Below are 24956 nucleotides of genomic sequence, written 5' to 3'. Positions count from 1 at the left end.
GTCGAACTCCCGGGGCGCCTTGTTCGCTCCGGGAGTTTCGTCATGGGCGCCGGCAGCGTCCCGGGGAGGCTGTCCCGCGCCGCCCCCTCAAAACCGCCCCTCAGAACTTCCAGGTCAGGCTGGCCTGAAGGGCGTTCACGGTCACGCTGTCGGCGTACTGGCCGACATAGGACGCGCCGAGATGGAACTGCTCGCTGATCCTGAGATCCGCGCCGATTTCCACCAAAGCGGTGTTCTCCGCCAGCGGGATGCCGGCCACGGTGAAGCTCGCGCCGGGCGCGCTGATGAAGGTCATCTGCGCTTCCGGGGTGATGTCGCCAAAGGCATATTGCCAGGCGAGCGAGGCGTGCGGCTCCAGCACCATGCCGTTCGTCAGCTCCAGCCGCGTCGCGACCCTCAGGCCGAGCGAGGAATAGCCGACGCCGGTGGAGGTGGAATCGGCGGACAGGCCGGCGGTGGCGCCGGTTTCGGTGAAGGCGTCGGTGCTCAGATGCACATAGGCAAGGCCCGCGAAGGGCTCCAGCGCCAGCGTGCCGACGCCGAACCCGTAGCCGACCTCGCCGAACACCTGCGCGGTGCCGCCGTCATAATCGGCGCTCGCCGGTGCGGCATAGCCGGGATAGGCGATGGTGCGCGAGGCGTCGATCTGGTTGAAGGCGTAGCTGGCGCCGAGGCGCAGCTTCCACGGGCCGGCGGTGGTGCCGGCATAGAGCGCCACCAGCACGCTGTCGACATCGGATGAGCTCGCCAGCGCGTCGGTATCGGCGCTGGACTGGCTGTAGCCGACCGCCGCGCCGAGGATCCAGTCCGTCACCTTCACATCCGCGCCGGTGATGAAGCCGCCGAGGCTGGCATCGACATCGGCGTTGCTGCTGCCGCCGTCATAATCGCTCCAGCCGCCAAAGGCCTGCGCCCACAGCGCCATGTCATAGCTGGGGGCCGGGGTGGGGGTCGCCTTTACCGGGAAGGGCACGGTGCTGCTTGCGGGGGCGGCATAGGCCAGCGCCGGGCCGCCAAAGCCGAGCGCGGCGGTGGGACCGCTGGTGCCGGCATAGGCGCCCTGGCGCAGGCGCCCGAGCAGGGCGTTGCGGCTGTACAGGCTGTCGCCGATCAGCACGGTCTGCTCGCTGGCATAGGCCTCGCCCGACAGCGCGGCGAGCGCGCCGGGCAACTCGGCGGCGGTGAGATCGTAGAGCGGGCTGAAGGCTTCCGGCAGGGTGGTCAGCAGCCCGCCGGTCGGGGTGTTGATGATCCCGTCTAGGGCGGTGCCGACCGCCCGCTGGTTCGCCGTGGTGCCAAGGCCCGAGAGGTCGGCGGCGACATTCAGCGTGACGAGGTTGGTGGTGCTGGCAAGGCTCGCCGCGTAGAGCGCGGGCAGGCCCTGCGTGGTCAGCGTCTCGAAGCCGCCGGTGATCTCCTGCGTCGCCGTCAGCACGGTGTAGCTCGGGGCGATCTGGTCGGTCTGGAAGGTGGCGGAGAGCGTGCCGGCGAGGCGGGCAATGCCGGTGATCTCGAAGGCGTCGGTGCGCGAATCCGTCACCCGCATCGCGTAGGTGCCCACGGATGTCTGCACGAAGGTGCCGCGGAACAGATGGGTGATGGCCACGCCATCGCCGCTGACGCCGAACCAGCCGCTGTTCTCGAAGCGCTTGGCATCGCCCGCCGTGGCGGCGAGGCGCCCGTCGATGATGCCGGTATTGACGATCACGCTGCCATAGGCGTCCGCCCCGGTGCGCAGCGCGTCGGCGGCGGCGGTGGTCTGCAGCGTGCCGGTGTTGAGCAGCGTGCCATAGGCGCCGTGCATCTCCACCGCCGCGCCGGCGATGCCGCTGGCGGTCACCGTGCCGCTATTGGTCAGCACGCCATAGGTGTCGCCGCGAATGGCGACGCCGCCATTGCCGCTCACCGAGATGGTGCCGCTATTGATGATGTCGTCGCCGATGATGCCGGACAGCACGGCGTCATTGTCGATGCTCGAGGCCACTGTGCCGGTGTTGCGGATCGGGTTGTACATGCCGGGAATGGTGGCGAGATAGCCGTGGATGCCGGTGGAATCGACATAGATGCCGACGACATTGTCGCCATAGGCCGAGTTCGACGAGACGACATTGCCGGGGATGTCGATCTCGTACCAGGTCTCGTTGCCGAGCGCGTCGACATGCAGAACCGCCGGATGCACCACGCCGTCGGCGGTGACCCAGTTCACCACGAGATTGTACTCGCCCGAGCGCCCCGCGCCGGTGATGCCCTCGAAATGGGTGGCCACCGCGCCGGGGTGGTCATAGGTGACATAGGTGCCGTTGGTCCGGTCGTAGATATAGCCGTGCTCGGCGTGGACGACGCCGTCGACCAGCACCTCGCCATAGCCGCCGGCGATCTTGTCGCCATAGACGCCATAGGCGGTGGTGCTCACCGCGCCGGGGATGTTGTTGGTGGTGTAGGTGCCGGTGTCGATGTCGTAGATGAAGGCGTTGCCGGTCGCGAGCCGCGTGTCGTAATTGCCGACCACCCGGTTGCCGAAGGTGCTGTGGGCGATGGTGAACAGCGTATCCGAGCCGGGATAGACCAGCGTGGTGATCTGCTGGCCGGGCGCGTTGGCGCCGTCATAGAGATAGCTGAGGTCATAGGGCGCCGAGGCCGAGGTCTGGTAGCTGCCGACCACGCGCAGCACGCCGCCGGGATTGCCGAAGCTCGGCCCATAGGGCGAGGAGCCGATGGCGCCGGGGAAATTCGCGCCATTGCTGGTCGCTTCCGGCATGGCCGACCAGGTCTGCGTCGTCATGTTGTAATAGAGGCCGCCGGTCTCCGTTGAGCCGGGAATGGTGTAATTGCCGACAATATTGTCGCCGCGAATACCGGTGAGAAACGTGCCGTTACTGCCGAAATCCAGCGTCTGGTAGACGGTGGGCAGTGGCGCCGCCTGCGCGCCCGGTGCGAGGGCCCCGACGCCGAGGCCGGCGACCATGAGGGTTTGAGCGCGCACCCGCGCTACGCCGCGCCTTGTTGACGCTGCGTCACGCCCTGTCGACCTAATTTTCATGATGTCCGCCCTGCCACCCCTGTTCGGGTTCGGCAACACTATCTGTCGTTGGGAAAATCAGCGATGGCTTTTTTAGGTTGCATCGCGCCATGCTATGGCGCAGCGCAGCGCCGTCACGCCGTCCATCTCGTTCCGTCTTGCCCTCGCGTGCGATGGCGAAAGACCGGCCCCGGTGCGGCCGGGCATCGTGGCGCCACGGCCGCCATGCGAGCGGGTGGCCGCTGATAATTCACTATTTCTGCGCGTGACCTAGAGGAAATGCGAATTCAGGTCAGTACTGCTTATTGTATCCAGCCTGGGTAAAGCCTCCCACTTCACGGTAACGGGCCCCGCTGTCATCCGCGGACCCGCCCGACCGGACGCCCCGACCCTTAGCCACGTCACCACCCGACGCGACATCTCCATTCTCCTGAGGAGCCGCCCGATGGCCGAGAACGCTCAGCAGCCCCCGACGCTTCTCGACCTGCCGGTCGGCATCACGGCCTCCGGCCAGCGGCGCGAGTTCGACAGCATGGGCGAGGTGATGGTGCCGGCGGACCGCTACTGGGGCGCGCAGACCGAGCGGTCGCTGCACCATTTCAACATTGGCGACGACCGGATGCCGAAGGCGGTCTACCACGCCTATGGCACGGTGAAGAAAGCCTGCGCGCTGGTGAATGCAAGCGCCGGCCGCCTGCCCGGCTGGAAGCGCGACGCCATCATCCGCGCCGCCGACGAGACCATCGCCGGGGCGCTGGACGAGCATTACCCGCTCTATGTCTGGCAGACCGGCTCGGGCACCCAGTCGAACATGAACGTCAATGAGGTGATCTCGAACCGGGCGATCCAGCTGCTCGGCGGCACGCTCGGCTCGCAAAAGCCCATCGGCCCGAATGACGACGTGAATATGGGCCAGTCGTCCAACGACACCTTTCCGACCGCCATGCACATCGCCGCCGTCGAGGCCATCGACGCGGTGCTGCTGCCGGCGGTCGACGCCCTCGCCACCACCATCGAGCGCAAGGCCGAGGGCTGGATGGACGTGGTGAAGATCGGCCGCACCCATCTGGAAGACGCGGTGCCGCTCACCGTCGGGCAGGAATGGCATGGCTGGGCCGGGCAGATCCGCGCCGCCATGGCCGACATCGCCGCGAGCCGGGCGGGGCTCTACGAACTCGCCGTCGGCGGCACGGCGGTCGGCACCGGGCTGAACGCGCCCGCGGGCTTCTCCGCCGAGGTCGCCGCCGCCATCGCCAGCCTCACCGGCAAGCCCTTTGTCACCGCGCCGAACAAATTCGCCGCGCAGGGCTCGCTCGACGCCATGGTGCGCGCCCATGCGGCGCTGCGCGGCCTCGCCGTGGCGTTGATGAAGATCGCCAACGACATGCGCTGGCTCGCCTCCGGGCCGCGCTGCGGGCTGGGCGAGCTGATCCTGCCGTCGAACGAGCCGGGCTCCTCGATCATGCCGGGCAAGGTCAACCCGACGCAGTGCGAGGCGATGGTGATGATCGCCATCCAGGTGATGGGCAATGACAGCGCGGTCGCCATCGCCGGCAGCCAGGGCAATTTCGAGCTGAACGCCATGCGCCCGGTCATCATCAACAATTTCCTGCACTCGGCGCGCATCCTCGCCGATGGCTGCGGCAAGTTCCGCGAATTCTCGGTCGAGGGCACGGAGCTGAACCGGGCGCGCATCGCCGACTATGTTGCCGGCAGCGTCATGCTGGTGACCGCGCTGTCGCCCGTCATCGGCTACCAGAACGCCGCCCATATCGCCGAGAAGGCGATCGCCGACGGCACCACGCTGCGCGAGGCGGCGCTCGCCTCCGGCAAGGTGGATGCCGCGCTTTTCGATGAGACCATCAAGCCCCTCGGCATGGTCGGCCATGGCCTTGCGGGCGCGTAAGACAGCGGGAGAGTGACGATGATCCGATGCGTGAGGATGTGGACCGGGCCGGACGGCAATTCGCTGTTCGAGGAAGGCAGCATCGCGATGACCGAGGGCGAGCGCGGCGACTTCATCGGCAAGGCCTCGGCCGCCCGGAACATCTCGTTCCGCGAGACCGCCTCGGGCGGCTCCTTCGAGTGGCACCAGGATCCGGTGCCGCGCTACGTGCTCACCCTCTCCGGCACGCTGGAATTCGAGACCAAGTCCGGCGCCACCTTCACCATCCGGCCGGGCGACGTGCTGCTGGCGCAGGACAACACCGGCACCGGCCATAAATGGCGGCTGATCGGCACCGATCCGTGGCGGCGCGCCTATGTCGTCTATGAGGACGGCACCGATCTCGGCTTCGTTCCCGCCACGCCCGCGCCCTGAGAGGAGCCGCCATCATGCCGATCCACACCACCGACACGCCCGACATCGTGCTCATCGGCGCGGGCATCATGAGCGCCACGCTCGGCACCGTGCTGAAGGAGCTGGACCCCGCGCTCAGCGTCGTCATGTTCGAGACGCTGGATGATTGCGGCCAGGAGAGCTCCAAGGCCTGGAACAATGCCGGCACCGGCCATGCCGCCAATTGCGAGCTGAACTACACGCCGCAGCGCGCCGATGGCAGCGTCGACATTTCCAAGGCGCTGGAGGTCAACACCGAGTTCGACATCTCCCGCCAGCTCTGGGCGCATCTGGTGCGCAAGGGCGCCATTCCCGACCCGCGCGCCTTCATCCATCCCTGCCCGCATATGAGCTTCGTCTGGGGCGCGGAGAATGTCGCCTTCCTGAAGGCGCGCTTCAACGAGATGTCGGCGCATCACTGCTATCACGGCATGGAGTACAGCGAGGATCCCGCGCAGATCGCGCAATGGGCGCCGCTCATCATTGAGGGCCGCACGCCGGGCGAGCCGATCGCGGCGACGCGCATCATCACCGGCACGGATGTCGATTACGGCTCGCTGACCCATCTTCTGGTCGCCCAGCTCACCGCGCAGAGCGGCTTCGAGGTGCATTACAACCGGCAGGTCGTCGGGCTGGAGCGCGAGGCGGACGGGCGCTGGCGCGTCACTGTCGCCGACACCTATGACGGCACGCGCAGCAGCGTCTCGGCCAAGTTCGTGTTCATCGGCGCGGGCGGCGCCTCCATCGACCTGTTGCAGATGTCCGGCATTCCCGAGGGCAAGGGCTATGGCGGCTTTCCGGTCAGCGGCATCTGGCTCCGCTGCGATGTCGAGGCGGTGAGCGCGCGGCACGAGGCCAAGGTCTATGGCAAGGCGGCGAGCGGCTCGCCGCCCATGTCGGTGCCGCATCTCGACACCCGCATCATCGGCGGCAAGAAATCGCTGCTGTTCGGGCCCTATGCCGGCTTCTCGCCGAAATTCCTCAAGCACGGCTCGATGACCGATCTCGTCGAGTCGATCACGCCGTCCAACCTGCTGCCCATTCTCGATGTCGCCAAGAACAACATGGCGCTGACCGAATATCTCATCAGCCAGGTGCTGCAGAGCTCGGCGCACCAGTTCGGCACGCTGCGCCAGTTCTACCCGCAGGCCGCCCGCGCCGACTGGGCCGAGGCGGTCGCCGGCCAGCGCGTGCAGGTCATCAAGCCCAATCGCGGGCCGGGGCTGGAAGGGCTGGGCGGCGCACTGGAATTCGGCACCGAGCTGATCCCGGCGGCGGACAAGTCGCTGGTGGCGCTGCTCGGCGCCTCGCCGGGCGCCTCCACCGCTGCCTTCATCGCCATGGAGGTGCTGCAGAGCTGCTTTGCCGACAAACTAACGGCGGATGGCTGGCTGCCGGCGCTGAAGGCGATGATCCCGACCTATGGCATCGACCTGAAGGTGGACGCCGACGCCTGCCGGCGTGCCCGCGCGGACACCGCGCCGGTGCTGAAGATCGAGAACATCTGACAGCGGTGCGGGCCGCCCTTGTGGCTCAGGCCCGCACCACCTTGCCGGGGTTCATCAGATTGGCCGGATCGAGCGCGGCCTTGATGGCGCGCATCATGTGCCGCTTGGCCGGGTCGCCATAGCGGTCCAAGAGGTCCAGCTTGATGATTCCGATGCCATATTCCGCGCCGAAGGAGCCGCCCATCGCGACCGCGAGATCGTAGAGGCGCGGGGAGACCTCGCGCTCGAACCACGGCTTGTAGGTGGCGGGCGCGGCGCCCTCGGGCGCGACCACGTTGAAATGCACATTGCCGTCGCCGACATGGCCGTAGATCGACAGCCGCCCGCCCTCGCTCTGCGTCTCCACCAGCGCGGAGGCGCGGGTGATGAAGGCGGGGAGCGCCGAGGTCGGCACCGAGACGTCGTGCTTGACCGAGCCGCCATTGGCGACCTCGGCCTCCGGAATATGCTCGCGCAGATACCAGAGCGCGTCGCGCTGCTGCGCGCTGGCGGCGAGCGTGCCGTCGGTGACCTGACCCTCGCCCATCAGCTCCTCCAGCAACTGGCCGACGGCGTCCTCCAGCGCGAGCACGGGCGAGCAACTCTGCGCCTCCATCAGCACGTAATGCGCGCTGGGCGTCTCCAGCGGATGGCGCAGCTCTTGCTGCGCGGCGAGCAGCAAAGCGAGCGAATGGTGCGAGATGTACTCGAAGGAGGTGATGTTCTCGCCGGTGAGGATCTGCGCCCGCGCGAGGATGTCGGTCAGCACGTCGATATTGTCGATGGCGAGGAAGGCGGTGACGGTCTGGGCGGGCTTCCTCGCCAGCTTGAGCGAGACGGCGGTGATGACGCCGAGCGTGCCCTCGGCGCCGAGCAACATCTGCTTCACATCATAGCCGGTGTTGTTCTTGCGCAGCGGCTGGAGCACGTCGAGCCGCTGCCCGTCCGGCAGCACCGCCTCGAGGCCCAGCACGAGATCGCGCGCCATGCCGTATTTCAGCACCGAGATGCCGCCGGCATTGGTCGAGAGGTTGCCGCCGATCTGGCAGGACTGGCGCGCGCCGAGATCGAGCGGCAGCATCAGCCCGGCCGCATCCGCCGCTTCCTGCAGAACGCTCAGCACGCAGCCGGCTTCGGCGGTCAGGGAGAGATTGCCCGGATCGATGGCGCGGATGGCGTTCAGCCGCTCGAGGCTCAACACCAGTTCCTCGCCGCTGGCCGAGGGGGTGGCGGCGGCGCAATAGGAGGTGTTGCCGCCCTGCGGCACGAGGGGCACGCCATGGGCGGCGCAGAGGGCGACAATGCGCTGCACCTCGGCGGTGGTGCGGGGCCGCAGCACGGCGCGCGTCGCGCCGGTGCGGAAGCGGCGGAAATCGGTGAGGTAGCGCGCCGTCACATCCGGGTCGCTGGTGTAGAGCTCGCCCGGCAGGCTGCCGAGAACGCCGTCGATCCGATCCATCCCCGTCTCGCTCCCTGCGGCGCACCACCCGCGCCCGACCACGCCGGCGCTCTATACCCGCCGCCGCGCCCGGCATCCATGGATTTGCGGGGCGGCCGGGGCGAGCGACCCCGTCCCCCGGCGCCGACGTGGCGCCGGCCGGCGAAAGTAACTAGATTAGTGATCACACCCTCGCCCCCTCCTCTTCACGATCCAGGCAAAGAGGCGCCGCGCGCCGCTCCCATCGCATGACGGAACAGGTCGTTTTCGAGAAGCTGGAGAGAGATCCGCTGCATGAGCGGGTCCACCGCGAGTTGCGGTCCGCCATCATCGCCGCGCGCTTCGCGCCGGGGCAGAAGCTGACCGTGCGCGCCATCTCCGCCGCCTTCGGCGTCAGCACCATGCCGGTGCGCGCCGCCTTCGCCCGCCTTGCGGCGGAGAAGGCGGTGACGGCGCTCGCCAATGGCACCATCTCCATCCCGCTGCTGACGCGCGCGCAGTTCGACGAGCTGATCGAGCTGCGCATGTTGCTGGAAGGCGTCGCCACCGAGAAAGCGGCGGGGCTGATCACGCCCGAGGCGATCGAGGCGCTCACGCGGATTGCCAGCGGGCTGAACGAGGCGGGGCAGGCCAACAATGCGGATGTCTACCTGCAACTGAATCAGCAGTTCAAGTTCACCGTCTTTCAGGCGGCGCGCGCCCCGGCGCTGGAAGACCTGATCGAGCGGCTGTGGCTGCAGATCGGCCCGTTCATGCGCCATTACGCGGCCGATATTCGCGGCCAGCTCGACACTGACCAGTATGAGGCGGTGATCGCCGCGCTGCGCCGCGCCGATGGGCGCGCCGCCCGCGCGGCGATGGAGACCGATGTCGCCGGCGGCGCCGCCTTCCTCAAGCGGACGGCGGTCTTCGCCGACGCCGCCCCCACCCCGCCGACCGGCGCCTGAGCCGGCGGGCCTCCGCCGAGCCTGAGCCCGCACCGCGCGGCCTTCCGCGTTCATCGCTCCCCATACCGAAAACGCCGCCCGCGCGGCCGCGATCGCCTCGGCGCTCGGGCCGGCGTGGCGAGGGCGTCGTCGTCTGTCACGTCGGAAGTCTTGGGCGGGTTCCTGTTCCGCCAGTTGCCGGGGCCTTCGATCCGCCGCCGATGACATGGCGTCCGACGTCTATCTCCTCCTCATTGCGAGATCAGTGATCACACTTTATGGTCGCCTCATCCGCTTCCCCCTGCCGTCCCAGCCGGAGAGCCTGCGCATGAGCCTCGAACCGCACCACAACATGTCGCTTGAGGAGATGGACCAGCGCAGCCTGTTCCACCCCTTCACCAGCATTGGCGATCACCTCGCCAATGGCCCGCGCATCATGGCCTCGGCGGCCGGCGTGCATGTCACCGACAGCAAGGGCCGGCGCTATCTCGACGGCGCCGCGGGCCTGTGGTGCGTGAATGTCGGCTATGGCCGGCAGGAGATCGTCGACGCGATGACCCGGCAGGCACAGACGCTGCCGTTCTTCCATTCCTTCACGTCGATCGCCAACGAGCCCTCGATCCGCCTCGCCGACCGCGTGCTGCGCTGGGCGCCGGAGCATATGAGCAAGGTGTTCTTCGGCAATTCCGGCTCGGACGCCAACGACACCAACATCAAGCTGGTCTGGTACTACAACAACATGCGCGGCAAGCCCGCGAAGAAGAAGATCGTCTCGCGCAACCGCGCCTATCACGGCGTCACCATCGGCGCGGGCAGCCTCACCGGGCTGACCAATTGCCACCAGTTCTTCGACCTGCCGCTGCCGCAGATCCTCCGCACCCATTCGGTCGACCAGTACCGCGAGAAGCCGGAGGGCATGAGCGAGGCGGCCTTCGCCGCCCATCTCGCGAATGAACTCGAGGCGCTGATCCTGAAGGAAGGGCCGGACACCGTCGCCGCCTTCATCGCCGAGCCGGTGATGGGCACGGGCGGCGTGCTGATCCCGCCCGCCGGCTATTTCCAGGCGGTGCAGGAGGTGCTCGACCGCTACGACATATTGATGATCGCCGACGAGGTGATCTGCGGCTTCGGCCGGCTCGGCGCGCCCTTCGGCACCACCCATTTCGGCATCCGGCCGGACATCATGACCATGGCCAAGGGCCTGTCCTCCGGCTACCAGCCGATCTCGGCGAGCGTGATCTCCACCCGTATCTGGGACGTGCTCAAGGACACGTCAGGCGAGGTGGCCTCCTTCGCGCACGGCTTCACCTATTCCGCCCATCCGGTGGCGGCGGCGGCGGCGCTGGCCAATCTCGACATCGTCGAGCGCGAGAACCTCGTCGGCAACGCCGCCAGCGCCGGCACCGAGCTTCTGGCCGCGCTCAAGGCCCGGATCGGTGACAACCCGATCGTTGGCGACATACGCGGCCTCGGCCTGATGCTCGCGGTGGAAACGGTGGCCGACCGCGCCACGAAGCTTCCCTTCGACCTGTCGCTGAAGGTCGGCGCCCGCATCGTCGCCAAGGCCTATGAGCAGGGCGTCATCGTCCGGCCGCTCGGCAACATGATCGCCATGTCGCCCCCGCTCACCCTTTCCAGCGCCCATATCGACGAACTCGTCACCGGCCTTAGCAAGGCGGTGGACGCCGTGGCGGAAGAGCTGGCGCGCGAGGGCATGCTGGCGAAGACCCACTGAGGCTATTTCCGGCACCGCCGGAGCTCTGGGAGGTACAGGCCCCGGACGTCAGATCCGGGGCCTTTCTTTTGCCGATCGCACGGCGGGCATTGGTCCAATCCGCATCTGCGCCCGCTGGCGATGGCCAATGGCGTGCGCGGCCCGGTGCATGAAATCGGATGGTCGGGCCTCGGTCGCCGGGGGTCGTGCAGTCCGACCTATCATTTCAAATTTGTTAGTATCTGGGTGTTGCCGTTTACGTTAGGAAATGGTGGGGCGTCGTTGAATTGCGGGATCCATCCATGCCGTGTGTGTGGGCCATCATGCGTGCCTTCCCTCACCCTGTGCACGCGCTCCGCCAGACCCTCCTCAGCTCCGTCGCTGGCGCCCTTCTCATGGGAGCCGCCGGCACGCCCGGCTGGGCGGCGGATGGCGATGGCGGCGCGGGCAGCGACGGCGTGCTCGGGGGCAGCGCCAGCATTCTCTCTCTCGGCGGGGAGGGCGTTACCGGCATGACATCCGGTGCGAGCGGCGGCGGCGGCGGCGCTGGTGCAATCGGCGGCGTTGGTGGACAGGGGTATCCCTTCGAAGAGCCGAATAGGGGAGAGGGCGGCCTGGAAGCCGGGGCGAACGGCGGAAACGGCGGGACCGGGCTGACCACCGGTTCTGCGAACGGTGGCGGTGGCGGTGGCGCTCACGGCTTTGTCGGGACTTTCGCCTGGCTCCCTGCCATCTCTATTGCCGGCGGGAACGGCGGGAACGGCGGCCCTTTTGATCTCTCTCTCAGGAATTATACCGGCGGCGGCGGGGGAGGTGGCTTTGGCGCCGTCATCACGGGCCTCACCGGCGGCGGCGGGAGCGTCACTGCCGTTATCACGGCCGGAAATGGCGGTTGGTCATTCGGCGACCAGGCAGGGGGCGGCGGCAATGGCGGAACAGGGCTGCTCGTGTTCCAGCCGACCGGAAACAACCTCATCACCATCACAAGTTCGGCCAACATTCAGGGCGGTTCAGGGGGCGCCAGCCTGAACCGCTCCGGGGACGGCGGCAGCGGCCTTGTCGTGCGCGACGGCACCGGCGACAACATATTCAATATCGCCGGGTCCATTTCCGGCGGAAGCGCGGTCGATGGGTTCAGCACCCACCCCGCCAATGGCGGCAACGGCATCGCCATCGTCGATATGGCCGGCCATACAACGCTGAACATCAGCAGTAGCGTGACGGCTGGCGCCGCGGCCTCCGGGACACCGGGGTCCGGGGGGGCGGGCATCACGGGTTCCAATCTCACGGTCAATCTGGATGGCAGCGCCGGTGCGGCGGGCATTTATGGCGGCGGCGGCGGCTCCGCGTCGGGCGGCAACGGTTCCGGCCCGGCCGGCGCGGGTGTCATCGGCGCCGATCTGGCGATCGCCCTGACAGGGGCGGCGCAGATCGCCGGTGGCAGCAACGGGGCGAGCGGCCAGGCATTCGCCATCAGTTTCACCGGCGGCACGAATTCCCTGACGCTCAATGCAACGCCCGATGCGGCCCCGAGCCTGTCCGGCGGCATTTCCCATGCCGGCGCGTCCGACACGCTCGTTCTCGGCGGGAGTGGCGCGGCCAGCCTTGATACCGGCCTCATCAATGGCTTCGGCACATTCGTGAAGTCGGGAAGCGCGACCTGGACGCTCACCGGCCTACCAATCTTCAGTGTCGGAAGCTGGACGATCAACGGCGGCGCCCTGTCGATCTCCAGCAATGTGCTCGGCGCCGGCAGTCCCCTTATCCTCGACGGCGGCACGCTTGAGACGACGGCGACCTTCGTGCTGTCCGAACAGCTCGATATGCAGGGTGCCGGCACGCTCTCTCCTGCCTCCGGCACCTCCCTGATCATTGCCGCCGAGCTGTCCGGCACCGGCTCCCTCACCAAGACGGGCGAGGGCTCGCTGATCCTCTCCGCGGAAAGCGACTCCTACGGTGGAGCCGTCACGGTCACCGCCGGGACGCTCGTCCTCAACGGCATTGGCAACCTGCCGGGCGCCCCCAGCTGGACGCTCAATGGCGGCAACCTCGACCTGTCGCAGCGCGTGGGCGCGACGGCTCTCCAGCAGCTGTCCGGCAACAGCGCGCCGTCCGATGTCAGTCTGGGCAGCAATGCGCTCACGCTGGCGCAGACGACCAACGCCACCTATGCCGGCACCTTCTCCGGCACGGGTGACCTCACAAAGACCGGGGCGGGCACGTTGGTTCTGACCGGCGACAGCACCCTCTCCGGCACCACCACCATCATGGAGGGCACGCTCCAGCTCGGCGACGGCGGCACGACCGGCTCGCTGGCCGGCGCCATCGTCAACAACGCCATATTGGCGATCAACCGTTCCGACGATGTCACGCTCACCAACGTCATCAGCGGCACCGGCGTCCTGCAACTTGAGGGCGGCGGGACCGTGACCTTTGGCAGTGCCTATGGCGGCAGCATCACGGCTCTCGGCAGCGGCATCCAGCTGAGCGGTAACACGCTGTCGTCCGCTTCGGTCGCTTTGGGAAATGGTGCCGTACTCTCCGGTAATGGCGCGGTGGGTAACCTCACCGTGCTCGCGGCGGGCATCGTCGCACCGGGCAATTCGCCGGGCACCCTCACGGTGAACGGGCCGGTCGCCTTCAACGGGGGCTCGGTCTACCGGGTCGATGCGACGCCGACCGGCGCGCATGACCTGATCACCGCGACCGGCACGGTGACGCTCTCCGCCGGCAGCGCCGTTCAGGTGGTCGCGGCGCCCGGCTCCTATGCGGCGAACACCACCTACACGATCCTTACCAGCGCCGACACGGTGAGCGGCACGTTCAGCGGCGTTACCAGCAACTATGCTTTCCTCACGCCCTCGCTCAGCTATGACGCGCAGAACGTCTATCTGACGCTGACCTATACCGGCACGCAATTCGCCAGCCTGGCGCAGACCGCCAACCATGCGAGCGTCGCCGGCACGGTGCAGGGGCTCGGCTTCGGCAATGAGGTGTTCGACGCGCTACTGCTGTTGCCCCAGGGCGCGGTGACCGGCGCGCTTGATGCGCTCTCGGGCGAGGCCTATGCCTCGGTCAGCACCGTCATCCAGCAGCAGTCGATCTATGTGCGCGAGGCGGTGGGCGACCGGCTGCGGCAGGCGCTCACCGCGCCGGGCGTCTCCCCCCTCGCCTATGGCGCCGGCCCGCAGACGGCGGCGCTGGGCGAGGGCCTCACGCCCACCCTCTGGATGCAGGGCTATGGCGGATGGGGCGACACCTCGTCGGACGGCAACGCCGCCAGCATCTCCAACAGTATTGGCGGCTTCCTGATGGGCGCCGACATTGAACTGGCGCCCAATGTGCGGGCCGGCCTGTTCGGCGGCTTCAGCCAGTCCTGGTTCGATGTGGACGACCGCAACGCGTCCGGCTCGATGGACAGCTACGACATCGGCGTCTATGCCGGCGCGCAGTTCGGGGCGATCGCCCTGCGGGGCGGCGCGGCCTATGCCTGGAACGATGTGTCGGTCTCGCGCACCGTGTCCTTCCCCGGCCTGTGGCAGGCGCTGGAGGCCGACTATACCACCGGCACGACGCAGATCTTCGGCGAGGTCGGCTATGACATGGCCATCGGCGCCTATGCGTTCGAACCCTTCGCCAGCCTCGCTTATGTGCATGTCAGCGGGGCTGATTTCACCGAGAGTGGTGGGTCGGCGGCCCTTTCCGTGTCCACCGACAGCATGGAGACGCTCTATTCCACGCTGGGTCTTCGCATCGCGACGACGCTGGAGGTGGGCGGGCGCACGCTGACGCCGCACGCGACGCTCGGCTGGCAGCACGCTTTCGGCGACATCACGCCCGCCGCCACGCTGCAATTCGCCAGCGGCTCGACGCCCTTCACCGCCGCCGGTGTGCCGATCGCCGAGGATTCGCTGCTTCTGGAGGCGGGGCTGCGCTACGCGCTCTCCGACACCGCGCAGCTCGGCGCGTCCTATAGCGGCCAGTTCGCCGGCGACGCCACCCAGAACGCCTTCACCGTGCAGTTCTCGATGAGGTTCTGAGACAGGCGGCGGGGGCTCGGGAATGGGGACCGGCCGCGGAACGCCGTCACAGCGCTTCGTTCGCCAGCAGGCGGGCGATGGCGTCGGTGATGGCGTGGTCGTGATAGGGCTTGGCGAAGAACCGGCTGCCCGCGGGCAGGGCGCTCTCGTCGATGACCGCCTCGCCCGAGGCCACGATCAGCTTCACCGGCGGCCAGCGGTTGCGGATGTAATGGCCCAGTTTGAGGCCATCCATCGTTCCCGGCATCTGCACATCGGTGAAGACGAGGTCGATATCATCCCGCGATTCGAGGATGTGAATGGCCTCGTCGGCGGAACTGGCTTCCAGCGCCAGATGGCCCGCCGACTGCACGAGGTCGACGGCACTCATGCGGATGATCGTATTATCCTCGACGATGAGGACGACGGCCTCGCCCTTGAACATTACATACTCGACTGGTGTGGGCCGGAAAACTCATCGGCTGATAGCATAGCGTTTGCCCGCCCGATTGGTTCCTAGGCGGGGGCTGGATCGCTCCGGTGCCGCCGGGAGGCGCCATCCTGATGCACGGTGACGACGGTGCCGGGGTTGCCCTCGCTCACCGTGAGGGTTGCCTTGAGGTTGCGGGCGAGCGCCTCGACGATGCCGGTGCCGAGCCCGGCTTTCGGCGCATCGGCGCCCGTGGGCAGCCCGATGCCATTATCGGAAACGGCGAGCGACCAGTCCTTGCCGTCCGAGCGGTAGTCGATGGCGATCCGGCCCGCCGACTGCTCGGGGAAGGCATGTTTGAGCGCGTTGATGACCAGCTCGGTGACGATGAGGCCCAGGCTGATCGAGACATCCGCCTCCACGGCGCTCTCATCGACGGTCACCGACAGGGAGAGCCGGTCCGGGTCGGCGATCATCGAGGCGCCGAGGCTCTCGCAGAGCTGGGTGAAATAGGTGCGCAGCTCGACCTTGCCCGCCGTGGCTCTCGAGAGCTGCTTCTGCACCGCGGCGATCGACATGACGCGGTGATGGGCGTTGTGCAGGTGGCCGCGCGCTTCCTCGGACTGGACGCGGCGCGCGCTCTGCATGAGCACGCTGGCGATGATCTGCAGGCTGTTGGCCACCCGGTGCTGGATTTCCTGCATCAGGATGGCCTTTTCCCGGACCAGATCATCCTTCAGCCGTGCGGCGGCGCGGATGTCGGTGACGTCGGTGATCGCCAGCAGCAGCCGGGTGCGCGTCGTGTCGCCGTCCTCGAGCCGGCGCGCATTGACGACGAGCCGGCGCGATTCCTGGTCCGGCCGCTCGAGGTCGATCTCATAGGCGTCGATCTGCGCGCTGCCCGAGGCCGTGGCCTTCAGCAGGGAGGCGAGTTTGGGCAGCGCCCATTCGCCCTGCCCGAGATCGCCCAGCCTTTGCCCGGCAAGGTTCGCCGGTTCGATTGCGAAGGACCGGCAGAACGAGGTGCTCGCCGCGATGATCGTCTGATCCGCTGTCAGGAACAGCAGGGGCTCGTGCGACGAGACGACAACGGCAATGGTGCTCGCCGCCTCGAAAGCGCCCGTCGGTTCGGTTGTCACGGCAATGGCCCTCATGGGCCGAAAACTCGCGGGGCGAGCCATCACTCGGCAGGAACGCCGTCAAAATGCCGGTTGTCAGGCTGACGCTCAGTCACACCCTATCATGAGGGTTGTGCCTGGCGTCCGCAATTAAACGTGCAGATGCGGGTCAGCTTGCCACAGGGCCGACCGGGCTAGCGGGCCCGGCACACCACTGCGGCCGCGTGTGAGGCGCCTGCATCCGGCCCGCGATTTCCGCCGCAGGACCGGTGTGCGAGGATCACCGGCCCCGCCGGCCCGTGAACGCCCCGATGACGGGCCGATCCCGAGAGGGACGGGAGGCGCCGTCAGGGGCGGCGCGGCGGCTTGCCGTTGGGCTTGCCTTTGGGCTTTCCCTTGGGCGTGGCTTCCAGCGGGTTCCAGCCCTTCGCCGGACGCTCGCTCTTTGCGGGACGCTCGCCTTTGCCAGGCGCCGCCGGCTTGGCCTTATAGGGTTTGGCCTCGCGCGGCTTCTCGAAGGCGGGCTTGCCATAGGGCTTGGGCTCGCGTGGCTTGTCCTCGCGGGATTTGTCTTCGCGCGGTTTGGCCCCATAGGGCTTGCCCTCGTAGGGTTTGGCCTCGCGGGGCTTCTCGAACGCCGGCTTGCCGGGCTCGGCGCGGCTATCGGCCGATCGATCCGGCGCCGGACGAAACGGTTTGCCGCGGGGGGCCTCCGTGGGCGGCAGATCGCGCGGGGGCAGATCACGCATCGGCTTGCCGCGCGGGGCGCGCGTCGGCCGGCCCTCCGGCTGGCCGGGCAACGCCTCGATGACGACATCGTCGCCATTCGCCTTGGTGGCCACCTTCCCGAACCGGTCGGCGGCGGCGAGGTTGACCTCGAAGGCGGTCTCCTCGTCGAAGATGCGGATGGCGCCGATATCCTTGCGCGTCACATTTCCGCGCCGGCAGATCAGCGGCAGCAGCCATTTCGGATCGGCATTCTTGCGGCGGCCGATATTGAGCCGGAACCAGGCGGTGCCGCCGGGCTCCGAGCCGCGGCCGAAATCGCGCTCGGAGCTGCGCTCGAAGCTGCGATCCTGGCGCTCGCGTCCGGCGCGCGGCTCGCCGGGATCGGCGACTTCCTCCGGCGCCGGCAGGCCGGCGCGGTAGAGCCGCACCAGCGCGGCGGCCAGATGCTCGGGCGAATGGGCGGCGAGCAGCGTCTGGGCGGCCGCCGCATCTTCCTCATTCGGCGCCTCGGTGATCACCGCGTCGCCCAGCATGCGCTCATGGTCGAGCTTGCGGATCTCTTCGGAGGTCGGCGCCCCCGACCAGACGGGGGCGACGCCAATCCCGCGCATCAGCTCTTCCGTGCGGCGGCGGCGGAAGGGCGGCACCAGCAGCACGCTCACGCCCTTGCGGCCCGCCCGGCCGGTGCGGCCGCTGCGGTGCTGCAGGCTTTCCGCGTCGTTCGGCAGGTCGGCATGGATGACAAGGCCGAGATTGGGCAGGTCGATGCCGCGCGCGGCGACGTCGGTGGCGACGCACACCCGCGCCCGGCCGTCGCGCAGCGCCTGAAGCGCGTGGTTGCGCTCGTTCTGGCTCAGCTCGCCCGACAGCGCCACCGCCGAGAACTGCCGCTCCTGAAGCATGGCGTGGATGCGCCGCACCGCCTCGCGGGTGTTGCAGAACACGATGGCGCTCGGCGTGTCGTAGAAGCGCAGCACATTGACGACGGCGTGCTCGATCTCGGTCGGCGCGACCCGCATGGTGCGGTATTCGATATCGGCATGGCCGCCCTCGGCGCTCGCCACCTCGATGCGCAGCGCGTCGTGCTGGTAGCGCTTGGCGAGCGCGGTGATGCCGCGCGGCATGGTGGCCGAGAACAGCAGGCTGCGCCGCTCCGGCGGGGTGGCGTCGAGAATGAATTCGAGATCCTCGCGGAAGCCGAGGTCGAGCATCTCGTCGGCCTCGTCGAGCACGGCGACGCGCAGCGCGGAGATGTCGAGCCGCCCGCGCTCGAGATGATCGCGCAGCCGGCCGGGGGTGCCGACGACGATATGAGCACCCTGGGCGAGCAGGCGCTGCTCCTGGCGCGGATCCATGCCGCCGACGCAGGAGACGATGCGCGCGCCGGTCGCCGCGTAGAGCCAGGCGAATTCGCGCTGCACCTGCAAGGCAAGCTCGCGCGTCGGCGCCACCACCAGCGCCTGCGGCACGCTCGCCGGCTCGCATCTCTCCGCGCTGCCGAGCAGCGTCTCGGCCATGGCGAGGCCATAGGCCACCGTCTTGCCGGAACCCGTCTGGGCGGACACCAGAAGGTCGCGGCCGGTCGCCTCGGGCGCCAGCACGGCCAGCTGCACCGGCGTCGGCTTATCGTAATCGCGTTCGGCCAAAGCGCGCGCAAGCGCCGGATTCGTCGTCATGAAGGGCACGGCTGGTTCCGCCTATCTCGCAGTCTCGTCAGGCGTCGAAGGGAGCCGTCGGAAAGTATGTGGAACGCCCTTCTTAATAGGCCGGGCGCCCAGATGCCACAGCCATGGCTGTGGCTGGCACGGCGGTGGGCATTGTTCGCGTGACGCCTCGGCCAGGAGTGCCGACAGCAAGGCCGGTTCCTCAACATGGGCTCCGGCAATGCCGGGCTGGAGGACGATCCCGTTTCATCCGGCGCGGCTGACCATGGCGCCCGTCGCGGGGGGCTCGTCCCCGGATCGTGCGCTTGACTCTCGGTCCGGTTTGAGTCGTCTTAAAAGAACAAAAGAGGAACATATATGCGCGGGTCACACGACGTTTCCGCGCTGAGGCAGATGCTCGCCGGGCTGGAGGCGGAGCGTCTGCCCGGCGCTTCATCAGCCTTCAGCCTGGGCGCTGCGGGGCCTGACGGCGTGCTGGCGAACACGCTCGCACGGGGGGCGCTGCATGAGATCTATGCGGCGGAGGGCGCCGACATGCCGGCCGCCTCCGGCTTCTCCCTGGCGCTGGCGCTGCGGGCGGCGCAGAGGCCGGGCGAGGAGCCGCCGCAGAGCAAGCGCCCGATGCGTCCCATCGTCTGGGTGCGGCAGGACTTTATCGATTCAGAGGCGGGCCGCCTCGACGCGCATGGGCTGAGAGGCCTGGGGCTCGACCCGGCGCGGCTCATTCTGGTGCGGGCACGTGACCCGGAACAGGCGCTGCGGGCGGCCGGTGACGCGGTGCGCTGCCCCGCGCTCGGGGCGGTGCTGCTGGAGCCATGGGGCGAGCCCAAGGCGCTGGACCTCACCGCCACGCGGCGACTGGCGCTTCGGGCGGGCGTTTCCGGCGTCACCTTTTTCCTGCTGCGCATGGCGCCGACGCCCTCGGCCAGTGTCGCCGTCACCCGCTGGCTGGTGCGCCCGATCCTCTCCACCCCGCTGGCGGCGGACGCGCCGGGCGCCCCCGCCTTCGCCGTCACGCTGCTGCGCCATCGCGGCGGCCTCAACGGTCATGCCTGGAATCTGGAGTGGGACCATGAGAGCTGTTCCTTCCGCGACATCGCCCCGCTATCTCGCGCTGTGGTTCCCGTTCCTGCCGGCAAACCGGCTCGACAGGGCACGGTGGCACAGGGCGAGGCGACCGGGGATGTCCGGCCCTTCCAGCGCGCCGGATGACGCGCTGCCGCTGGTCTTCGTCGAGCGGGTGAAAGGCGCGCTGCGCCTGTCCGCCATCTCCGCGCAGGCGCGGGCCGTGGGTCTGGCGCCCGGCCTGACGCTGGCGGATGCCCGCGCGCGCATTCCCGCCCTCGCGGTCGCCGACCATGACCCACGCGCCGATGCCGGCTTTCTCGAGCGGATCGCCGATGATTGCGACCGCTGGACCCCGCTGGTGGCGCTGGACGGTGTGGATGGGCTGGTACTCGACATCACCGGCTGCACGCATCTGTTCGGCGGCGAGGCAACGATGCGCCGGCATGTCATGGAGCATCTCCAGCGTCACGGGCTGACGCTCCACGCCGTGGTGGCCGGCACACCGGAGGCGGCGCGCGCCCTCGCGCGGTGCGGCAAGGGTGGCGTGGTGCCCATCGGTCGCGAGGCGGAATGCGTGGGCCCGCTCCCCATCGCCGCGCTGGACCTGCCGGAGGAGAGCGTGACCGGGCTGGCGCGCGCGGGGCTGCGGACCATCGGCGACCTAGCCGCGCGGCCGGGCACGCCGCTTGCTGCGCGCTTCGGCGAGGGCTTGCTGACCCGGCTGCGGCGCACGCTCGGCCATGAGGATGTGCGCATCACCCCGCGCCGCCCGCTGCCGGCCTGCATCGCCGAGCGGCGCTTTGCCGAACCGATCGGCCGGGCCGAGGATGTCGGGGGCGCGCTGGGCCTGCTGATCGACGATCTCGCGCTGATGCTGGAGGCGCGCGGCGAAGGCGGGCGGGCCTTCGAGGCCTCCTTCTTCCGCGCGGATGGCGCGGTGCGGCGCATCGCGGTGGAGACGGCGCGCCCCGCGCGCGACCCCTCCTCCCTTTGCCGGCTGTTTCACGAAAAGCTCGACGCGCTGGCCGATCCGCTCGATCCCGGCTTCGGTTTCGATCTGATCCGCCTCGCCGTGCTGCGGGCCGAAACCCTGGCGCCCGCGCAGGTGAGCCTCGACGGGCGCGCCATCGAGGAGGAAGAGGTGAGCGCGCTGGTCGACCGGCTAGCGGCGCGGCTCGGCCGGGACCGGGTGCTGCGCTTCATGATGCGCGACACCCATGATCCCGACCGTGCCGCCCGCCTCGTGCCGGCGGCCGATCCGGCGCCGCCCGCCGTTCCGATGCCGGAGGAACTCCCTTCACGCCCGCTGATGATGTTCGACCCGCCCCAGCCGATCGAGGCGCTGGCGGAAGTGCCGGATGGTCCGCCGCTGCGCTTCCGCTGGCGGCGCGTGCTGCATGAGGTGGTTCATGCCGAGGGGCCGGAGCGCATCGCCGCCGAGTGGTGGCGGCGGGGCGCGCCGACGCGGGACTATTACCGGGTGGAGAACGAGAAGGGCCGGCGCTTCTGGCTGTTCCGCCTCGGCCTTTATGAGCGCGAGCCGGGCGCCCCGCGCTGGTTCGTCCATGGGCTTTTTCCATGAGGAAGGGTTCATGAGGGCGGGTTCATGAGGATCTCTCCATGAACACGGCTTTTTATGCCGAGCTGGCGGTCACGACGAATTTCTCCTTCCTGCGCGGCGCCTCGCACGCCAGCGATCTGGTGGCGCAGGCGCTTCACCTCGGCCATGCCGGTATCGGCATCGCCGACCGCAACAGCGTGGCGGGCGTGGTGAGGGCTTATGCCGCGTTGAAGGAGGCGGAGGAGGTGTGGCGCGAGGAGATCGGCGCGCCGGAGGCCATCTTCCCCTTCCAGCTCGCGGTGGGCGCCCGGCTCGTCTTCGCCGATGGCGCGCCGGATGTGATCGCCTATGCGCAGGACCGCGCCGGCTGGGGCCGGCTGTGCCAGCTCCTCACCGCCGGCAATATGCGCGCCGAGAAGGGAAGCTGCCTCCTCACCCTCGACGACCTGCTGACGGACGCGGGGGGCCTCTCGCTCATCCTTATGCCCCCCCGCCGGCTGGAGGAACTGGCGAGGTATCTCGCCCCGCTGGCGGAGGCCGCGCCCGGCTCGCTCTGGCTCGGCGCCGACATGCCGCGGCGGGGCGACGACCGCCGCCGGCTGGCGGGGCTGAAGGCGCTGGCCGCGGGCGCCAGGGTGCCGCTGCTGGCGATGAACGATGTGCTCTATCACCACCCGTCCCAGCGCGATCTGCAGGATGTGCTCACCTGCATCCGCGAGGGCACCACGATCGAGGCCGCCGGCCGGAAGCTGGAGGCCAATGCCGAGCGCCACCTCAAGCCGCCTGCCGAGATGGTCCGCCTGTTCCGCGACGCGCCGGAGGCGGTGGAGGAGACGCGCCACTTCCTCGCCCGGCTCGATTTCTCGCTCAGTGAACTGAAATACGAATACCCGAAGGAGCCGGTTCCGCCCGGCTACACGGCCGAAGCCTGGCTGGAGCATATGACCTGGCAGCACGCCGCCATCCGCTATCCCGATGGTGTGCCGCCCAAGGTGGAAAAGCAGCTCCGGGACGAGCTGGCGCTGATCGCCGAGCTGAAATACGCGCCCTATTTCCTCACCATCCGCGACATCGTCAGCTTCGCCGAGAAGGAGGGCATCCTCTGTCAGGGGCGCGGCTCGGCGGCCAATTCCGCCGTCTGCTACGTGCTCGGCATCACCGCGGTGGACCCGGCCGAGAGCGACCTGCTGTTCGCCCGCTTCATTTCCCGCGAAAGACGGGAGCCGCCCGATATTGACGTCGATTTCGAGCATGAACGGCGCGAGGAAGTGATCCAGTACATCTATGAGCGCTATGGCCGGATGCGGGCGGGCATCGCCGCCACCGTCATCTCCTATCGCCCGCGCAGCGCCCTGCGCGATGTCGGCAAGGCGCTCGGCCTCACCGAGGATGTGACCGCGCGGCTCTCCAGCCTGGTCTGGGGGAGCTGGGGCGACATGGTGGCGAAAGGTCAGATCGGCCAGGCCGGGCTCGATGCCGACAACCCGACGATCCGCCGCACGGTGGAACTCGCCGGCCGGCTGCTCGGCTTTCCGCGCCATCTCTCGCAGCATGTCGGCGGCTTCGTGCTGACGGAGGGCCGGCTCGACGCCATGGTGCCGATCGGCAAGGCGGCAATGGAGGACCGCACCTTCATCGAGTGGAACAAGGACGACATCGACACGCTCGCCTTGATGAAGGTCGATGTGCTGGCGCTGGGCATGCTCACCTGCATTCGCAAGGCGTTCGACCTGATGCGCGACCATGAGGGCGTCGATTACGCGCTGGCCGACGTGCCGCGCGAGCAGAGCGATGTCTACGACATGCTCTGCCGGGGCGATTCCATCGGCGTGTTCCAGGTGGAAAGCCGGGCGCAGATCAACATGCTGCCGCGCATGAAGCCGCGCCGGCTCTATGATCTCGTCATCCAGGTCGCCATCGTCCGCCCCGGTCCGATCCAGGGCAATATGGTGCATCCCTATCTGCGCCGGCGCGAGGGGAGCGAGAAGGTGACCTACCCCTCGCCCAAGCCGCCGCATGATCCCGATGAACTCCGGGAGGTACTCGCCCGCACCAAGGGCGTGCCGCTGTTCCAGGAGCAGGCGATGAAGCTCGCCATGGTCGCGGCCGAGTTCACCGAGGTCGAGGCCAACAAGCTGCGCCGGGCCATGGCGACCTTCCGCAATATGGGGACGATCGGCCAGTTTCAGACCCTGCTGATCGAGCGCATGAGCGCGCGCGGCTATGACCCGGCCTTCGCGGCGCGCTGCTTCGAGCAGATCAAGGGCTTCGGCGAATATGGCTTCCCGGAAAGCCATGCCGCCTCCTTCGCCAAGCTGGTCTACATCTCCGCCTTCATCAAATGCCGCCATCCCGCCGTGTTCGCGGCGGCCCTGCTGAATTCCCAGCCAATGGGTTTCTACGCCCCGGCGCAGATCGTGCGCGATGCGCGCGAGCATGGCGTGGAAATCCGCCCCGCCGACATTAATCACAGCTTTTGGGACAATAGGCTGGAGCGCCGGGCCGACGGCGCGCTGGCCCTGCGCATCGGCCTGCGGCAGATCGACGGCTTCAGCGAAAGATGGGCGGAGCAGCTCGCCGCCGCGCGAGGCGCGGGCTATCGCGATATCGAGACGCTCTCCCTGCGCGCGCGCCTGCCCGCCGGGGCTTTGCGCCGGTTGGCGGATGCCGATGCGTTCGGCTCACTGGGGCTCGACCGGCGCGCGGCGGCGTGGATCGTTCGCCGCCTGCCCGATGACACGCCGCTGCCCCTGTTTGCGGCGGCGCAGGCGCGCGAACTCGGGCCCGAGCCGGATGCGCAGCTTCCCCTCATGCCGCTGCCCGAGCAGATCGCGGTGGACTACCAGACCACAAGGCTCTCGCTGAAGGGCCACCCGATGGGCATGCTGCGCGAGATCTTCCGCGCCGAGGGCATCGCCAGCAGCGCGGATATTGCGGCACGGCGGGACGGCACGTTGATCCGCACCGCCGGCATCGTGCTGGTGCGCCAGCGGCCGGGCAAGGGCAACGCCATCTTCATGACGCTGGAAGACGAGACCGGCATCGTCAATGTGCTGCTCTGGGCCCGGCTGTTCGAGCGTTATCGGGCGCAGGTGATGGGTGCGCGCCTCGTCGTGGTGGAGGGGAGGGTGCAGAAGAGCAAGGAGGGCGTTATCCATGTGATGGCCGAGCGGGTGCATGACCGCACCCGTGAACTCGCCCGTCTGTTCGATGATCCCAGCCAGAAGGGCGCCTACCCGCTTGCCCGTCCGCAGGTCGACCCCGGCATCGACGAGCGGGTGAAGCCGGCCCCCGCCGAGGGCCATTTGCTGGCCGGCCGCCGCTCCACGCACGGCCACCCGCGGCAGGTCCGCGTCCTGCCGAAATCACGGGATTTCCACTAAGCGCCACGGGGGCTATGCCGTGGCGGCCGGAGCGGGGGCCTTGCGGTACTTGTCCGCGCCCG

General features: G+C 68.6%; 14 protein-coding genes. 9 read left to right on the top strand and 5 right to left on the bottom strand.

Translation table 11 applies throughout. From position 1 onward, the window contains the following. Positions 1 to 100 precede the first annotated feature (100 nt). Positions 101 to 2983, bottom strand: a complete 2883-nt coding sequence (locus tag OU996_RS03155) for an autotransporter outer membrane beta-barrel domain-containing protein (RefSeq protein ID WP_267584210.1) — start codon at positions 2981 to 2983, stop codon at positions 101 to 103. Between the two features lie 481 nt (positions 2984 to 3464). On the opposite strand from OU996_RS03155, the gene fumC reads away from it, so the two are divergent. From fumC to mqo, 3 genes are read left to right on the top strand one after another with little or no spacing between them, the layout of a single operon-like run. Then, a complete protein-coding gene (fumC, locus tag OU996_RS03150; RefSeq protein WP_267584209.1) occupies positions 3465 to 4925 on the top strand; it encodes a class II fumarate hydratase in 1461 nt (486 codons plus the stop codon). Positions 4926 to 4961: 36 nt separating this feature from the next. After that, the gene (locus tag OU996_RS03145) at positions 4962 to 5339 is read left to right on the top strand and encodes a hypothetical protein (protein ID WP_324290752.1); all 378 of its coding nucleotides are present in this window, start codon (positions 4962 to 4964) and stop codon (positions 5337 to 5339) included. A gap of 14 nt (positions 5340 to 5353) precedes the next feature. Next, positions 5354 to 6865, top strand: coding sequence for a malate dehydrogenase (quinone) (gene mqo / locus OU996_RS03140; RefSeq protein WP_267584207.1), 1512 nt, complete (start codon positions 5354 to 5356; stop codon positions 6863 to 6865). 25 nt (positions 6866 to 6890) lie between these two features. Here the strand turns inward: mqo and OU996_RS03135 are convergent, their stop codons facing one another. Then, positions 6891 to 8303 (bottom strand): FAD-binding oxidoreductase, encoded by a 1413-nt coding sequence (locus tag OU996_RS03135; protein ID WP_267584206.1) that lies wholly within the window; start codon positions 8301 to 8303, stop codon positions 6891 to 6893. A gap of 227 nt (positions 8304 to 8530) precedes the next feature. Between OU996_RS03135 and OU996_RS03130 the strand changes: the two genes are divergently transcribed. From OU996_RS03130 to OU996_RS03120, 3 genes are all read left to right on the top strand, one after another. Then, a complete protein-coding gene (locus OU996_RS03130) occupies positions 8531 to 9229 on the top strand; it encodes a GntR family transcriptional regulator (protein ID WP_267584205.1) in 699 nt (232 codons plus the stop codon). Between the two features lie 307 nt (positions 9230 to 9536). Further along, positions 9537 to 10943: an aminotransferase gene (locus OU996_RS03125; protein WP_267584204.1), complete on the top strand. Its 1407-nt coding sequence runs from the start codon at positions 9537 to 9539 to the stop codon at positions 10941 to 10943. 926 nt (positions 10944 to 11869) lie between these two features. Then, entirely contained in the window at positions 11870 to 14962 is a 3093-nt protein-coding gene (locus tag OU996_RS03120; RefSeq protein WP_267584203.1) for an autotransporter outer membrane beta-barrel domain-containing protein, read from the top strand. A gap of 46 nt (positions 14963 to 15008) precedes the next feature. Here OU996_RS03120 and OU996_RS03115 read toward each other — a convergent pair whose 3' ends face one another. The 3 genes from OU996_RS03115 to OU996_RS03105 all read right to left on the bottom strand — a co-directional run bounded on the left by OU996_RS03115 (position 15009) and on the right by OU996_RS03105 (position 18894). Further along, the gene (locus OU996_RS03115) at positions 15009 to 15386 is read right to left on the bottom strand and encodes a response regulator (RefSeq protein ID WP_267584202.1); all 378 of its coding nucleotides are present in this window, start codon (positions 15384 to 15386) and stop codon (positions 15009 to 15011) included. Between the two features lie 71 nt (positions 15387 to 15457). Then, positions 15458 to 16510, bottom strand: a complete 1053-nt coding sequence (locus tag OU996_RS03110; RefSeq protein ID WP_267584201.1) for a sensor histidine kinase — start codon at positions 16508 to 16510, stop codon at positions 15458 to 15460. A gap of 326 nt (positions 16511 to 16836) precedes the next feature. Beyond that, entirely contained in the window at positions 16837 to 18894 is a 2058-nt protein-coding gene (locus OU996_RS03105) for a DEAD/DEAH box helicase (protein WP_267584200.1), read from the bottom strand. Positions 18895 to 19239: 345 nt separating this feature from the next. On the opposite strand from OU996_RS03105, the gene OU996_RS03100 reads away from it, so the two are divergent. Genes OU996_RS03100 through OU996_RS03090 form a run of 3 tightly spaced genes read left to right on the top strand, consistent with a single transcriptional unit; the run spans position 19240 to position 24894 of the window. Next, the gene (locus tag OU996_RS03100; protein ID WP_267584199.1) at positions 19240 to 20094 is read left to right on the top strand and encodes an ImuA family protein; all 855 of its coding nucleotides are present in this window, start codon (positions 19240 to 19242) and stop codon (positions 20092 to 20094) included. Continuing rightward, positions 20066 to 21532: a Y-family DNA polymerase gene (locus tag OU996_RS03095; protein WP_267584198.1), complete on the top strand. Its 1467-nt coding sequence runs from the start codon at positions 20066 to 20068 to the stop codon at positions 21530 to 21532. Before OU996_RS03100 ends, OU996_RS03095 begins: the two co-directional genes overlap by 29 nt. Positions 21533 to 21570: 38 nt before the next feature. Continuing rightward, on the top strand, positions 21571 to 24894 hold the full coding sequence (locus tag OU996_RS03090) for an error-prone DNA polymerase (protein ID WP_267584197.1): 3324 nt from the start codon (positions 21571 to 21573) through the stop codon (positions 24892 to 24894). The last annotated feature ends 62 nt before the right edge of the window (positions 24895 to 24956 follow it).

Source organism: Ancylobacter sp. SL191 (assembly GCF_026625645.1).
GTDB lineage: Bacteria > Pseudomonadota > Alphaproteobacteria > Rhizobiales > Xanthobacteraceae > Ancylobacter.
The sequence above is the reverse complement of the archived record's forward strand: the minus strand, read 5'-3'. Positions and strand labels throughout refer to the sequence as shown.

Bases quoted from the DNA above. Each gene is read 5' to 3' on its own strand.
- OU996_RS03105 (WP_267584200.1), bottom strand. From the start codon at position 18,894: ATGACGACGAATCCGGCGCTTGCGCGCGCTTTGGCCGAACGCGATTAC.
- mqo (WP_267584207.1), top strand. From the start codon at position 5,354: ATGCCGATCCACACCACCGACACGCCCGACATCGTGCTCATCGGCGCG.
- OU996_RS03125 (WP_267584204.1), top strand. From the start codon at position 9,537: ATGAGCCTCGAACCGCACCACAACATGTCGCTTGAGGAGATGGACCAG.
- OU996_RS03115 (WP_267584202.1), bottom strand. From the start codon at position 15,386: ATGTTCAAGGGCGAGGCCGTCGTCCTCATCGTCGAGGATAATACGATC.
- OU996_RS03130 (WP_267584205.1), top strand. From the start codon at position 8,531: ATGACGGAACAGGTCGTTTTCGAGAAGCTGGAGAGAGATCCGCTGCAT.
- OU996_RS03100 (WP_267584199.1), top strand. From the start codon at position 19,240: ATGCGCGGGTCACACGACGTTTCCGCGCTGAGGCAGATGCTCGCCGGG.
- OU996_RS03090 (WP_267584197.1), top strand. From the start codon at position 21,571: ATGAACACGGCTTTTTATGCCGAGCTGGCGGTCACGACGAATTTCTCC.
- OU996_RS03135 (WP_267584206.1), bottom strand. From the start codon at position 8,303: ATGGATCGGATCGACGGCGTTCTCGGCAGCCTGCCGGGCGAGCTCTAC.
- OU996_RS03145 (WP_324290752.1), top strand. From the start codon at position 4,962: ATGTGGACCGGGCCGGACGGCAATTCGCTGTTCGAGGAAGGCAGCATC.
- OU996_RS03095 (WP_267584198.1), top strand. From the start codon at position 20,066: ATGTCCGGCCCTTCCAGCGCGCCGGATGACGCGCTGCCGCTGGTCTTC.
- fumC (WP_267584209.1), top strand. From the start codon at position 3,465: ATGGCCGAGAACGCTCAGCAGCCCCCGACGCTTCTCGACCTGCCGGTC.